The sequence below is a fragment of the Pseudomonas sp. MF4836 genome (assembly GCF_002018875.1).
Taxonomy (GTDB): domain Bacteria; phylum Pseudomonadota; class Gammaproteobacteria; order Pseudomonadales; family Pseudomonadaceae; genus Aquipseudomonas.
Genome location: NZ_MVOL01000027.1, coordinates 34,042 through 47,931, shown reverse-complemented (window position 1 = coordinate 47,931; position 13,890 = coordinate 34,042). Strand labels below are relative to the sequence as shown.

Sequence of the window (13,890 nt, the reverse complement as noted above, 5' to 3'; positions counted from 1 at the left end):
GTGAGGGGGCATGGCGTTGGGTAGGTGGGAGCGGATCAGTCTGCTGGAAGCTGGTGCACGGCTATCCCATGAAAGAGGCAACAACAGAATTTAATTTCATGAGGGATAACCTCCAGACATAAAAAGCCCCGCTAAGGCGAGGCTCTTGAGACGTATTTCTTATCACCACCCTGAAGAATCTGAAGTTTCTTCAATAACATTTGAAGGAGCTTTGACAGGCTGAGCATCAACAGCTTTCGACATCAGTTGGGGCTGTGAACTCTTCCGACCTTCCAACGGCTGAGCTTCCTCACGAAGCTGCTTGGAATCAACCCAGTAGGACGTCAACGCCATAAAAACTTTCATTACCTCCAGCCCCCCGATCCCGCCTGCCAACTCGACGGGGCCCGTATCAACATCTGGCGAGTCCTGTTGTCGCTGTAAACGTTCCTGAACTGCCAACTGCCGAACACTCTCACGGTACTCTTGATAATCGAGCGCATAAGGCAGAGCCACCATACAAGCCTTCATTGCCGCCAAACTCGCAATCACTCCCACCAACGCGTTGGCCCAAAATAAAGGAATACGACCACGCAAACGGATAGTTATATTGGCAACCAAAGTCCAAACCAAATAAAAGAGCTGAAAAGGGAGTGCGAGTATTGCGATAGACTCAAAAGCATCCCAATGGAACAACACCCAAAGCGTCTGTAACACCGATAACTCTCCATAAACCAAATGCCGTAGGGAAGCCGGGCAGCACTTGCTTGCCTTCTAGTCGAACCGCACATATCGATAGACATTCATATCAAATGGTACGTACTGCGTTCTGAACTTTTTGAAATTGAATGCGAGTTCAAAAAACTACGGGAGCCCATTGCCAGGCTGAACCTCGTCTTTTCGCTTGCCAGTCCTCCTCGCCCAGGTAACCAACCCCTTCACTCGCAATGAATACTGTCAATAGTTGCGTCGCCAGTAAATTGCATACAACTAAACGACCGATCATTCCGTTTGATCTCCTTCCGAGGACCAAGGATCGTAGCGCATCTGCAGAGCAAGCGTTACCGACATTCAAACTAAGGTGCTAGTAAAGCAGGCACCGAGAAAACTTTTAACACCAGAACTTGAGTTATGCCGCGTGTGGACTATGTGCTTATCAAACGATTTGATTCGCCCACTCCCCTGACTCTCACTCAGCGACGCCGCCAAACGCGCACCAGTGGTTCCGCATCCGGGTGCGAGCGCGGTAAGGTAATTACATTACAAAACCAATGAAGAAGCTTGTGTACAGGAATATCTAGCACACAGACTACCAACCACTCAAAGCAAGCAAACCACAGCCTCTACTGGAGCAGAGACCGGAGTAGGGATAAGAAATCTAATAAGCCCCCCTGGTAGGACCCTGTGTCCCTGCAATTCGCAAAATTACTGTGTGGGGGGATGTGAGAGTATTTTCTGGAAATGAAAAAGTCCAACCTGTGAAGATTGGACTAAGTCATTAAAAATATGGTCGGGACGGAGTGATTCGAACCCTCGCCCCCGAGCCCCCATCTTCTTTTTCATACTTCTTGAAAGCTTCCAAAATTTTGTACAGGATTTTTCCAGGCCAGTATTTACGCGAGTTCCAGCGGTGTTCTGCTCTACGCGAGTCCGATAACGTCCATCAGGAACCGACGTTTTTGTGGGGGTAAAAATAGGGAGCGCCCGTTTCATGGCCAAAATCACCATCAAAGAACTCGAGTCGCTGACCGCCAATGATGCCGGCCGCATCCTCAGGGAGGATGGCAAATCCGCCGGGCGAATCTCAGTGCGTAAGGACGGTGTGTCGGTCAGCTTTTTCAATCGTTATCGCTGGGGCGACCAGAACAAAAAGTACGCCTGCGGAACCTGGCCGCGCAAATCCCTGACGGACATCCGTAAGGCGCGTAACCAGGCCAGGGTGCTCATTGATGAGCAGATCAATCCCAACGAACACAAGAAAACAGCCAAGGCACAGGCATACGCCGCGGCTACCCTAGCGCATTCAACCCATAGCCAATCGGCGAAAGACTATCCCGACGCCGATTTTCCACCCGGTTCCTAGTGTCGACACAATAAGACTGCACACGTTCTAAAAGTAGTATTTGGCTACCAGCTCATATTCATCAACCCCGGTACTGTCACCCTGCTTGTTCCGGGCCATATCGAACTTTCTCTCAAGGCCAATCGCAAGGCTGTCATGCAAGGTGATCAGAGCAAAACCGGCCACCGAATACCCGCTGCGACCGTCACTGCTTTTGTCGGAAAACAGATTGATCCCGCCATACGCCTTAAAAAACCCCAATTCGCCCATTTCCGGAAATGAGTAGCTGCTGTAGGACTCCACGGCCTTCGCTTCACGGTAGCCGCTGGACGTTGGCGCTGAAGCGTTGAGGTTGCGGTACTCGCCGTACACCAGCGCGTGGTACCAGGGCGCATTGGTATACGTCACCCCCGACAGCCAGCCTTCGACGTTGGGGTGACGGGTGTTGAGTTGAGCCCTGGTGTCCAGCGAGCGTTCGCTCATTTCGGTGACGCCATAGGCCAGGCGCAACGACCAATTCTGCGCCGGGCGCCAGATGGTACCGACCTGGTACAGCGAGTCCCGCGAGCTGTCGACAAACTTGCCGGGGCCCACACTGCTGGGGTTGACGGAGTTGTGCACCGGACCGGTGCCAAAGCCGTACATCGCCCCGAGCTCGAAATCGCCGCTACGCACCCGGTAGTAAAGCGATTTGTTCGGCCGGGAAAAGCCCAGCAACTGGTTGCCGCCATAGCCGTTGAACGTGCCCTGGCCCTTGGTGCCATAACCCAGGTACCAGTCAGTGACGGACCCGACCATGTCGAATGTCAGGGACTTTTGCTGCCCGTAACTCAACTGCCCCCAGCGTGCATTGCGTACAAACACGTACTGGAAACGTTTGATCTGGGCGGCCGTGTGATCGTAGTAAAACGGGTCGTAGGCCCATTCCTGGCGCATGCCCACGGCCCACTCAGTACTAAGCTGGTGGGTGTAGATCATGTTGATGCGGTGGCCGATGCTGCCGGTGTGGCGGCCCTGGATGTAGACCTTGTCGTTGGCGGCAAAAATGCCTTGGGCGTGCAGTTCCAAGCGGTCACTGTCGGTTTTGATCAAGTCAATTGCCAGCGCTGACTGGACAACACCCAGCGCCAGGAGCGCCGCCAGGATAAAACGATGGAGCACGCAAAAGCCTTGTCCAACACGACGAACAGAGGAAATCATGGGGGAAGCTCCCGCTGCGCCACCAGGCAATGGCGCAGACGTTCAAGAGGTAGGTAGTGCTAAAGCCTGGATATTTTTATTTTTATGGGGTGTAACGGTCAGAACGAGACGGCTTGGCTCACCCTCACATTGTCCGACGCACTGGCTAGCTTCAAGGTGCGCTCGCCCTTTGGCAGTTCCCAGGTTTGGTTGTTGACCGCCCAATACTGGAGCTTGCGCAGCGGTACCACGATGGACACGGTTTTGGTTTCGCCGGCCCTGAGGTTTACCCGATCAAACCCAACCAGGGTCTGCGGTGCGAACTCGGCACCTTCGACCGGTTGTGAGGGAGCCCCGAGGTACAGTTGCGGCACTTCATCCCCCGCTACGCGACCAATGTTGGTCAATTTGAAATCGACCTTGAGGTCGCCATTCGCCAGGCGATGCGTCTGCAAGGCGCGGTAGTCGAAGCGGCTATACGACAGCCCGTAGCCAAACGCAAACAGCGGCGTTTTGTGCTGCGATTCGAACCAGCGATAGCCAATGTTCACGCCCTCGGTATAAGTGACTACGCCGTCAAGTTGCTGGCCACGCTCGGGGTAGCGCGGGTCAGTGGCCGGGTAATCCTGCAGGCTGTGGGCCCAGGTGAACGGCAAGCGACCTGCCGGATTACTACGCCCTGTGAGGATATTGGCGGTAGCCGGGCCGCCTTCGTCGCCGGTCCACCACATCTGCACCAGGCCCTTGACCTTGTCCAGCCATGGCATGGCTACCGGCGTGCTGGTGTTGAGCACTACCACAACGTTGGGATTGATCGCGGCGATTTCTGCGATCAACGCGTCCTGGTCACCCGGCAAACCGAACTGCGGGTCGGTGCGTGCCCAGGCGAAAAACACCACTTTCTTCGCGCTGCGCGCCGCAACCAACGCCTGTGCCCGATTGGCTTCGCGCATGGCCGGCGTGACCCACGCCAGGCGCACTTGAACCGGCTCGCCAGAGGTGTCGCTGTAGGTGCTGACTTCGATCAGGTGCTCGCCACGGCTGAGCTTGACCATGCGTCGCACGTTGTTGAGCCCGTCCGTGGTCGGCATCAAGGCGTCTTGACCGGGATGCACAACATCACCGTGCAAGGCATTTTTCAAAGAGCTGCTTTCACCGATGACTTTGCCGTCGACTTTCAATACCGCGCCGGCGCCTAGCATTTGCAGGTTGAGGTTGTAATCGCCTTCCTGCTCGATGGTCAGGTTCGTCTTCCAGGCCGGCAAGGTGTTGGCCGGCAAGGCATTGGCCTGCGTAAACGCCAGTTGGTTGTCGCGCGGGGACAGCCCTTCCCTTACCCACCCCGGCTTGCCTTCAAACGACACGAACTGCGCCGGAATCGCGACGCCGGTCATGTCGTTGGCCACGGCCACACTGACCTTAGCGGTTGGCTCCAGCGCACGCAACGCGTTGGCCGGGCCTACTTGCAGCGCTGGCACACCGATCGCGTGCTCGGCGGAAACGCCCAGCGCCACTGGCTGCAACGCCCCCGGACCGATCATGGCCAGCCCCTTGAGATCCTCCTTGGACAGCGGCAGCACGTTGTCCTGGTTTTTCAGGAGCACCGCCGAATGCTCGCTGGTCCGGCGCACGATCTGCGACAGCCCGGCAACCATGGGCGTCGACTGCGGCTGATGACTGCCCTTGTCCAGCATGCCGAAACGCTCGATCTGGCCAAGCACCCGCCGGGCGGCCTTGTCGATATCCTGCTCTTGCACGGTCTTGTCGCGCAGGGCCTCAAACAAGTTGCTCGGCTTCTCGTCGTTGGGGAACTGCCCCAGCAGCACATTCGGCCGCTGGCCAACCATCCACTCTTCCGGCATGGGGCGGGCAAATACCTTTTTCATGCTGCCCATCGAGGTGTGCAACGCCGGCTGTTGTTGCTCGGTATTGTCGTAGTAGGAACGCATGATGTCCCAGAACGGGTGCTTCTCGTCGATGCGGCCGGGCATTTCCATGTCCATGCCCTTCTTGACGTACTGGGCACTGTGCACGCCACCCCAGTCGGAGGTGATGAAACCCTTGAAGCCCATCTGGCCGCGCAGTACCTGCTCCAGCAACTGTTCGTTGCCACAAGCGAACTCGCCGTTGAGCTTGTTGTAGGAGCACATGATCGAGGCCACACCGGCATCGATCGCGTCCTGGAAGGGTGCCAGGTACACCTCGCGCAAGGCCTGCTCGGGAATGCGCGTGTCATAGCCGGTCATGTCGTAGCCGACCAAGTGTTTGGCCTGGGCCATCACGCCCTGGCCCTGGATACCCTTGATCACCTCGGCGCCCATGCTGCCGGTCAGCAGCGGATCTTCGCCGTACGTGTTCCAACCACGTCGGAAGCCCGAGTCACGGAACATATTGATGAAGGGCTCCAGCGCGACATCGATGCCCAGGCGCTTGGCCTCCTCGCCGATTACCGCGCCGTTGTCATAGGCATCCTGCTTGCTGAAGGTCGCGGCCAATCCCATGGTCGAGGTCGGGATGATCGAGGCTTTGCGGGTCAAGATACCGGGCGGGCCATCGGCCAGGCGCAACGCAGGCACACCGAGGCGAGCCACCCCAGGCAGGTAGCCGGCCTGGCCCTGGTTGGTGCTGTCGTCCTCGGTCACGCCGCGAATCAGGTTGAATTTTTCGTCCAGGGTCATCTTTTTCAGCAGTGCATCCACCCGCGCCGTATCCGCATCAGGGCGGACTTCAGCTTGGCTGGCCATGGCCGCACCGGCCAAGGATGCGCACACCACCGCCGCCGTCAGTATCGACAGTCGGAAAAGTCGCGGGCGAACGCGCCCGTACCGCGTAATAACGCTAGTCATGATTAGCTCCGTTACTTCTGGGTTAACGTTGAATGGGTTCTTTGACGAGCAGGAGACCCAGCAGGGAAACCAACCCGCAAACCATCAGGTAGAACGCCGGCGCACTGGGGTTGCCGGTGAGTGATATCAACAGCGTGCAGAAGAACTGCGCAAAGCCACCGAAGATGATGCTGGCCAACGCATAAGTCACTGAAAGCCCCGTGGCCCGGACCTGCGCCGGAAAAATTTCCGCGAGTAACACCAGCGACGGCACGGTATTGCACACCAGCAGGGCTGCCAGGGTGCTCGCCACGATCACCAGCACCGGCAAGGTCGGCGACGCTTGCAACAGCACGAACGCCGGGTAGATCAAGACCAGCAAGGCGATCCTCGACCACAGGATCATGCGTTTGCGTCCCCAACGGTCGCAGGCGCGCCCGGAGGCCACTGCCAGGGCCACTTGCACGGCACCGGCGGCGCACCCGGTCCAGATCCCTGCCGCCAGCGGCAAGTGCAACTGCGCCACGGCAAAGTTGGAGAGGTAATGCAGGATCACGTAGGAGCCCGAGGTGCCACCGATTGCGATCAAGATGCCGGCGACCAACGCACGCTTGTGTTCACGCCAGCTCAAGCGATGGCTGACGTCGTGCTTCACCTGTTCGCTTTCTTGCAGGTGGCGGCGCATATAGGAACCCACTGGAATCACCAGCAGCCCGATCACGAAAGGCAGTCGCCAACCCCAGGCCATGACCTGCTCTTCACTCAGCGCGTAGTTCACGCTCAAACCGACCAGCGCCCCGAGCAGGACGCTCAAGCCTTGGCTGAAAAACTGCCAACTGGTGAAGTAACCGCGCTCGTGACTGTCGGCTTTTTCCATCAGGTAGGTGGTGGATGCGCCCACTTCGCCGCCAATCGCAAAGCCTTGCAGCAACCGGGCAAACACGATGAGTAACGGCGCTGCGATACCGATTTGCGCGTAGGTGGGCGCCAGCACAAATATCAGCGAGCCAATGGCCATCAACCACAGGGTCAGTACCATCGCGGCCTTGCGCCCTACGCGGTCGGCGTATTGGCCGAGCAAAATGCTGCCCAGCGGCCGCATGAAAAAACCAATGCCGTAAGTGGCGAACGCCAACAGCAACTGGTTCGTACCTTCCATGGGGAAAAACTGTTTGCCGATCACCGTGGCAAAAAAGCTGTAGACCGTGAAGTCGTAGAACTCCAGGCCATTGCCGATGGTCACCGCGGCGATGTTCTTTTTCCGGCTGGGCCGGACCGGCACCGATGAGTCAACGGGCACGGCAGACGCTTCAGATGAAGGAGTGTGCATGATTGAATCCGGGCCTCATTGAACAGACGGAGCAGGCTTCAGCATTTTTTCCACCAGCTTGACCCAATACGAGGCACCGACCAACAAACACTGGTCGTTGAAGTCGTATTTGGGATGGTGACACATGACGTTCTCGGCACTGTCACCATTGCCAATGATCAAGTAGGAACCGGGGCATTTGGCCAACATGAAGGCGAAGTCTTCACTGCCGGTCAGCGGGCGCATGTCTTGGATCAAACCCTCTTCGCCGACCCACTCCAGCGCGGCGCTGCGGGCCAGTTCGGTTTGCGGCTCATCATTCACCAGTACGGGGTAGCGGCGGTTGTAGTGCACCTCGGCTTCGCCGCCATAACTTTGTGCGATGTGCTGCGCCAGCGTGGTAATGCGCGTTTGCAGGGTGTCACGGGTTTCTGCGCGCAACGAGCGCACGCTCACTTGCAGCGTGGCGGAGGCCGGAATCACATTGGCAGCAGCGCCCGCATGAATCGAGCCAACACTGACGATGGCGGTGTCCAGCGGGTCGATGTTGCGCGACACGATGCTTTGCAGGCACAGGGTCAAGGTGGCCGCGATGACTACCGGGTCCACCGTCTTATGAGGCACTGCGCCGTGGCCGCCAACGCCGTGCAAGGTAATCGTCGCGGTGTCGGATGAGGCCATGAACGGCCCCGCCAGAAAGCCCAGCTTGCCCTGAGGAAAACCCGGCATGTTGTGCATGGCGAAGATCGCATCGCACGGAAATAGCTCAAACAAGCCTTGTTCGACCATTTCGCGAGCGCCACCCAAGCCCTCTTCCGCCGGCTGGAAGATCACATTCAGGGTGCCGTTGAAACGTCGGGTATCAGCCAGCACTTTGGCTGCCGCCAGCAGTGTAGCCGTGTGGCCATCGTGGCCGCAGGCGTGCATTTTGCCGGCCTGGGTGCTGGCGTATTGCAGGGCGGTCTCCTCGTTGATCGGCAGCGCATCCATGTCGGCACGCAAGCCGATGCGCGGGCCGCTGCCATTACACAGCTGGCCAACCACGCCAGTGCCCGCCAAGCCGCGATGCACCTGATAGCCCCACTCTTCAAGTTTTTGCGCCACCAAGTCACTGGTGGCGAACTCTTCGAAGCCCAATTCTGGATGCGCGTGGATAGCGTGTCTGATCGCGATCATCTCCTCCTGAATCTGCTCGATTTCTGCCAGTATTGTCATTTTTATTGTCTCCTCAGACTGAACATGGCCCTGATTCTGACCCGTATTGACAGGATGAAAAGACAAGGTTTAGGCTCGATGACAACTTTTAGTTGTCATCGTGGAGCGGCATGAAAACCAATCAGTTCGTAGCATTGGTGGCGGTTGCCGAGACCGGCAGCATCCGCAGCGCAGCCAAATCGATAGGGCTGACGCAAGCAGCAATTACCCGCACATTGCGTGACCTAGAGCAGCAGCAGGGAATGGCGCTACTGGAGCGAACGCACACGGGTGTGCGATTTACCGAAGCGGGCAAAAGCCTGCTGCACCATGCACGGTTGATTCTCAGCGAGATAGACAAAGCCAAGGCCGACTTGAATTTGATTCGCAGCGGTCAAACGGAGCGTTTGCGCATCGCCATCTCGCCGATGGTCAACTTCACTTTTTTGCCGGAATGCCTGAGCCTTTATCAGCAACAACACCCGCACGTGTTCCTGGAAGTGTATGAGGGACTGCACGGTATTTCCGTGCCACAACTGCGAGACGGCTATCTCGATTTTGCGATCATCCAGGCCAGTAATTTTGCCGCCGAAAATGAGTTTTCCATCGAGCCGCTATTTTCCTACCAGGCTCATGTGGTCGCGCGCAAAGACCACCCGCTGCAACACTCCAGCTCCATCGACGAACTCAACTCGATGAAATGGCTGGCCAACTACCCACCCTCGCTGCACAACAACTTCATCAACGACCTGAACCGAGAATTCCGCCTGTCTCCACCGCCCAGTCACGTCGTCAGCGTACATTCGGCCGGAATCCTGCTGCCGATACTGCTGCAGACAGACTCGCTGACGGTACTTCCCGATGTACTGCTCAAGTCGCCGTTCTTTTTCACCACCGTAGAACCCATGAGTGCGTTCAAAGCGTCGAAGTCCAGAATCCTCGGCGCCGTCAGCCGGCGCGGTACCGTGCGTAGCAAAGCCGCTAACGGCTTCATCTCGCTCTTGAAACAGGTAATCAAGCAGCACACCCGAAACTCAAACTCGCCCTACGGTGAGATGCTGTCACCCAAAGATCTATTTTTTTGAGCGTCGATCTAAGCTCGACCCGGCAAACCCTTTGCCGGCGGTTATGCACTGCAAACGCCGTTCGGCACGATGCCGGCGAGCAACATCACCTCCGACAAGAACGCCGGTATCGGCGCCTGGTCCGAGCAGGAGTTCAACCGCGCGGTGCGCGAAGGCAAAGGCCGGCATGGCGAAAACCTGTACCCGGCGATGCCCTACAACGTCTTCGTGAAAGTCAGCGACCAGGACATGCACGACCTCTGGGCGTATATGCAAACGGTGCCGGCGGCGGACAACGAAGTCGGCTCCAACCAGTTGCCTTTCCCGTTCAACATCCGCCTGATGATGGGCTGGAACCTGCGGTACTTCGATAACACGCCGTTCAAACCGGTGGCTGGCGCGTCTGAGCAGATCAACCGGGGCGACTACCTAGTGCAGGGCCTCGGCCACTGTGCAGCGTGTCACACATCGAAGAATTTTCTCGGCGGCGACAAGGGCGACGCGTTCCTGCAAGGCGGCGAACTGGCGGGCTGGCATGTACCGGAAATCACCGGCAACCCGTATGTCGGCGTCGGCGGCTGGAGCGACGCGCTGCTCGTGCAGTACTTGAAAACGGGCAGCAACTACGTCGCAGTAGCCTCATGCCCCATGGCAGAAGCGGTCACCAACTCGACCCAGCACATGCGTGACGAGGACCTGTACGCCATCGCCGCCTACCTCAAAGAGCTGCCCGGCTCGGCTACCCGCAGCCCCGCAATGCCCAAAGCCAACACCTCGCTGATGCAGCAAGGCGCCAATGTCTATTCGACCAGCTGCTCGGCGTGCCACAACAGTGACGGCAAGGGCATCAACCAACTGGCCTCGAGCCTGGCCGGCACGCAAAACCTCAGGATGGGAAGAGAAAGGAGCGACAGCATTGGTACAGAGACCATGCGCGAGTGCTAAAGCCTGCGTCTGTCTGCGCGGAAGTCGTAAGGATTCCACCCAGAGCCAGAAGTTTTGCGGGGGGGTAAAAAGCCTTAAAAGTAAAAAAGGGTCGCGAGATAAAATCTCGCAACCCCTTGAATTATATGGTCGGGACGGAGTGATTCGAACACTCGACCCCTAGCACCCCATGCTAGTGCGCTACCGGACTGCGCTACGCCCCGACTAGGCGTGATACTGGGTTCGCTTCTAACGAAGCGATGAAGAATATATCGCAAGCTTTTGAAATATGGAAGTATTTTAAAAGCAAAAAATCACTTCTTGAGCACCACCAAGACATCCTCCAGCTCGGAGATCATTTGGCGGATCAATTGCTTGTATTGGGTGGTGTCGTCTTTGGCCTCATCACCGGAAAGACGCAGGCGCGCACCTCCGATAGTAAACCCTTGATCGTAAAGCAACGCGCGGATCTGCCGGATCATCAGCACATCCTGGCGCTGATAATACCGGCGATTTCCGCGGCGTTTGACGGGGTTGAGTTGAGGAAACTCCTGCTCCCAATAACGCAGCACATGCGGTTTGACCGCACAGAGCTCGCTGACCTCACCGATGGTGAAGTAGCGTTTACCCGGGATGACGGGTAGCTCGTCGTTATGACTTGGTTCCAGCATAAGCCTCAACTCGGGCCTTCAACTTCTGCCCTGGACGAAAGGTGACCACACGGCGAGCCGTGATCGGGATTTCTTCTCCCGTTTTCGGGTTGCGGCCAGGACGCTGGCGTTTATCCCGAAGGTCGAAGTTACCGAAACCGGACAATTTGACCTGTTCGTTGTCTTCGAGAGCGTGTCTGATTTCTTCAAAAAACAGTTCGACCAATTCCTTGGCCTCACGTTTATTCAGACCCAGCTCTTCGTAGAGACGTTCGGCCATTTCAGCTTTCGTCAGAGCCCCCATACGTCACTTCCTTAACGTGGCGTTCAACCTTTGTTCGAGCGAGGTGAGGATATTTTGTGTCGCAGAATTCACCTCATCATCATTAAGAGTGCGCGATGGATGCTGCCAGGTCAAGCCAACTGCAAGGCTTTTTCTATGCGGATCAATGCCTTTACCCTGATACACGTCAAATAGCCTGAGGTCTGTCAGCCATTCACCTGCATTTTCACGGATTACATCCAACACAGCGCTGGCTGCGACGTCTTTGTCGGCCACCAGTGCAAGGTCACGACGCACTTCAGGAAAACGCGACAACTCCTGGAATTTAGGCATTTTACCCAGAGCAACTTCGGCCAGAACGAGCTCGAAGACGAAGACCGGGCGATCCAAACCGAGGTTTTTCGACAGCTCGGGGTGAATGGCGCCCACATAACCCACCAAGCGACCTTCACGCTCAATGCGGGCCGTTTGCCCCGGGTGCAACGCTGGGTGGCTACCAGGCACGAAACTGAACGAATCCAGAGCACCGGCAAAGCCCAATACCGCTTCGACATCAGCTTTGACGTCAAAGAAATCCACGACGTCGCGACCTTGCGCCCAGCCTTCAGGCAAGCGACTGCCGCAAACCACACCAGCCAGCATTGGCTCTTGCTTCAGACCTTCCAACTGACCGACAAAGCGCAAGCCGCTTTCGAATAGACGGACACGATCCTGCTGACGATTCAGGTTGTGCTGAAGTGCCTTGACCAGACCAGGCCACAGAGAGGCGCGCATGGCTGCCATGTCATTCGAAATCGGGTTGGCCAACAACAGCGGCTCAACGCCAGGGCTGAACAATTCGAACTGCTTCGGATCGATAAAGCTATAAGTAATCGCTTCCTGATAACCACGAGCGACCAGAAGGCGACGCAACTCAGGCAGGTCGCTACGCGCTTCCGCCTTGGCTTGAGGTGCCAGGCGAGCCTGCGGGTAACGAACCGGCAGACGGTTGTAGCCGTACAGGCGGGCCAACTCTTCGATCAAATCAACTTCCAAGCTGATATCGAAACGATGGCTTGGCACCTCAACACGCCACTGCCCTGCCCCATCAGCGAAAACTTTCAAACCCAAACCAGTGAGCAGACGCTCGACTTCGGAAGCGTCGATTTCCAGGCCAAGCATTTGGGTGACGCGCTCAGCACGCAAGGTGATAGGCGCAACCGAAGGCAGATGCTGTTCGCTAACGGTTTCGATGATCGGACCAGCTTCACCACCAGTGATTTCCAGCAGCAGGCCGGTAGCACGCTCCATGGCTTCACGGGCCAATTGCCAATCCACGCCGCGCTCGTAACGATGTGAGGCATCGGTGTGCAGGCCGTAGGAACGCGCCTTGCCGGCTACCGCGATCTGATCGAAGAACGCGCTTTCAAGGAAAATATCGCGAGTACCAGCAGTAACGCCGCTGTGCTCCCCCCCCATGACACCGGCAATCGCCAGGGCACGAGTATGATCGGCGATGACCAGGGTATCGCCACGCAGGGTAATTTCCTGGCCATCGAGCAAGACTAGTTTTTCGCCTTCGTCAGCCATGCGCACGCGGATGCCGCCATTGATTTCGGCGAGATCGAAAGCGTGCAGCGGCTGGCCAAGCTCCAGCATCACGTAGTTGGTTACATCCACGACCGCATCAATGCTGCGTACGTCGCCACGACGCAGACGCTCGACCATCCACAGCGGTGTAGGCTTGGACAGGTCGACATTGCGGATGACGCGGCCCAGGTAGCGCGGGCACGCAGCGGGCGCCAGCACTTCAACCGGACGCACTTCATCGTGCACCGCTGCAACGGCAGCCACAGCTGGACGTGCAACCGGCTCGGCGTACAAGGCGCCGACTTCGCGAGCCAAGCCCGCCAGGGACAGGCAGTCGCCACGGTTCGGGGTCAGGTCGACCTCGATGCTGGCATCGTTCAGGTTGAGGTAGGTACGAATGTCTTCACCCACCGGCGCGTCCGCAGGCAACTCCATCAAGCCGGAGTTGCCCTCGCCCACTTGCAGTTCTGCCTGGGAGCACAACATGCCGTTGGACTCGACACCGCGCAGCTTGGCCTTCTTGATCTTGAAGTCGCCAGGCAGCTCGGCACCGATCATGGCGAATGGAATTTTCAGGCCTGGACGCACATTGGGCGCCCCGCATACCACCTGAAAAGTTTCCGCGCCATTGCTGACTTGGCATACACGCAGCTTGTCAGCATCCGGGTGCTGCTCGGTGCTCAGCACCTCGGCCACTACCACGCCACTGAAATCACCGGCGGCCGGCGTTACGCTATCGACCTCAAGACCGGCCATCGACAGACGAGCAACCAGCTCGTCGCGACTTACCTGCGGGCTTACCCAGCCACGCAGCCATTGTTCACTGAATTTCATCCTGCTCTCCTAAAGATC

Annotated in this window: 10 protein-coding genes, 1 tRNA gene and 1 pseudogene; 3 read left to right on the top strand and 9 right to left on the bottom strand. The window is 57.5% G+C overall.

Features of this window, described 5'->3' with window-relative positions:
- Positions 1 to 162: 162 nt before the first annotated feature.
- Entirely contained in the window at positions 163 to 696 is a 534-nt protein-coding gene (locus MF4836_RS33940; protein ID WP_078474045.1) for a hypothetical protein, read from the bottom strand.
- A 994-nt stretch (positions 697 to 1,690) separates the two neighbouring features.
- Here MF4836_RS33940 and MF4836_RS33935 point away from each other — a divergent pair.
- Positions 1,691 to 1,996: pseudogene (locus MF4836_RS33935) on the top strand (integrase arm-type DNA-binding domain-containing protein); the annotation flags it as partial.
- A 93-nt stretch (positions 1,997 to 2,089) separates the two neighbouring features.
- Here the strand turns inward: MF4836_RS33935 and MF4836_RS33930 are convergent.
- The 4 genes from MF4836_RS33930 to MF4836_RS33915 all read right to left on the bottom strand — a co-directional run bounded on the left by MF4836_RS33930 (position 2,090) and on the right by MF4836_RS33915 (position 8,569).
- Positions 2,090 to 3,241 (bottom strand): porin, encoded by a 1,152-nt coding sequence (locus MF4836_RS33930; protein WP_238596257.1) that lies wholly within the window; start codon positions 3,239 to 3,241, stop codon positions 2,090 to 2,092.
- Between the two features lie 98 nt (positions 3,242 to 3,339).
- Positions 3,340 to 6,066: a beta-glucosidase gene (locus MF4836_RS33925; protein ID WP_238596256.1), complete on the bottom strand. Its 2,727-nt coding sequence runs from the start codon at positions 6,064 to 6,066 to the stop codon at positions 3,340 to 3,342.
- 22 nt (positions 6,067 to 6,088) lie between these two features.
- The gene (locus MF4836_RS33920) at positions 6,089 to 7,375 is read right to left on the bottom strand and encodes an MFS transporter (RefSeq protein ID WP_078474042.1); all 1,287 of its coding nucleotides are present in this window, start codon (positions 7,373 to 7,375) and stop codon (positions 6,089 to 6,091) included.
- A gap of 15 nt (positions 7,376 to 7,390) precedes the next feature.
- Positions 7,391 to 8,569, bottom strand: a complete 1,179-nt coding sequence (locus MF4836_RS33915) for a M20 aminoacylase family protein (protein ID WP_078474041.1) — start codon at positions 8,567 to 8,569, stop codon at positions 7,391 to 7,393.
- Positions 8,570 to 8,679: 110 nt separating this feature from the next.
- On the opposite strand from MF4836_RS33915, the gene MF4836_RS33910 reads away from it, so the two are divergent.
- Together MF4836_RS33910 and MF4836_RS33905 are read left to right on the top strand one after the other, a co-directional pair.
- Positions 8,680 to 9,633, top strand: a complete 954-nt coding sequence (locus MF4836_RS33910) for a LysR family transcriptional regulator (RefSeq protein WP_078474040.1) — start codon at positions 8,680 to 8,682, stop codon at positions 9,631 to 9,633.
- Between the two features lie 69 nt (positions 9,634 to 9,702).
- Positions 9,703 to 10,557, top strand: coding sequence for a c-type cytochrome (locus MF4836_RS33905; protein ID WP_178103008.1), 855 nt, complete (start codon positions 9,703 to 9,705; stop codon positions 10,555 to 10,557).
- 126 nt (positions 10,558 to 10,683) lie between these two features.
- Here MF4836_RS33905 and MF4836_RS33900 read toward each other — a convergent pair.
- From MF4836_RS33900 to pheT, 4 genes are all read right to left on the bottom strand, one after another.
- Positions 10,684 to 10,760 (bottom strand) — tRNA-Pro (locus MF4836_RS33900).
- A 90-nt stretch (positions 10,761 to 10,850) separates the two neighbouring features.
- Positions 10,851 to 11,207: a MerR family transcriptional regulator gene (locus MF4836_RS33895; RefSeq protein ID WP_007920509.1), complete on the bottom strand. Its 357-nt coding sequence runs from the start codon at positions 11,205 to 11,207 to the stop codon at positions 10,851 to 10,853.
- Complete coding sequence (gene ihfA / locus MF4836_RS33890; RefSeq protein ID WP_002553164.1) at positions 11,188 to 11,490, bottom strand: integration host factor subunit alpha; 303 nt, start codon at positions 11,488 to 11,490, stop codon at positions 11,188 to 11,190. The genes MF4836_RS33895 and ihfA overlap by 20 nt, the downstream gene beginning before the upstream one ends.
- 3 nt (positions 11,491 to 11,493) lie before the next feature.
- Complete coding sequence (pheT, locus tag MF4836_RS33885; RefSeq protein ID WP_078474039.1) at positions 11,494 to 13,872, bottom strand: phenylalanine--tRNA ligase subunit beta; 2,379 nt, start codon at positions 13,870 to 13,872, stop codon at positions 11,494 to 11,496.
- Between the last annotated feature and the right edge of the window lie 18 nt (positions 13,873 to 13,890).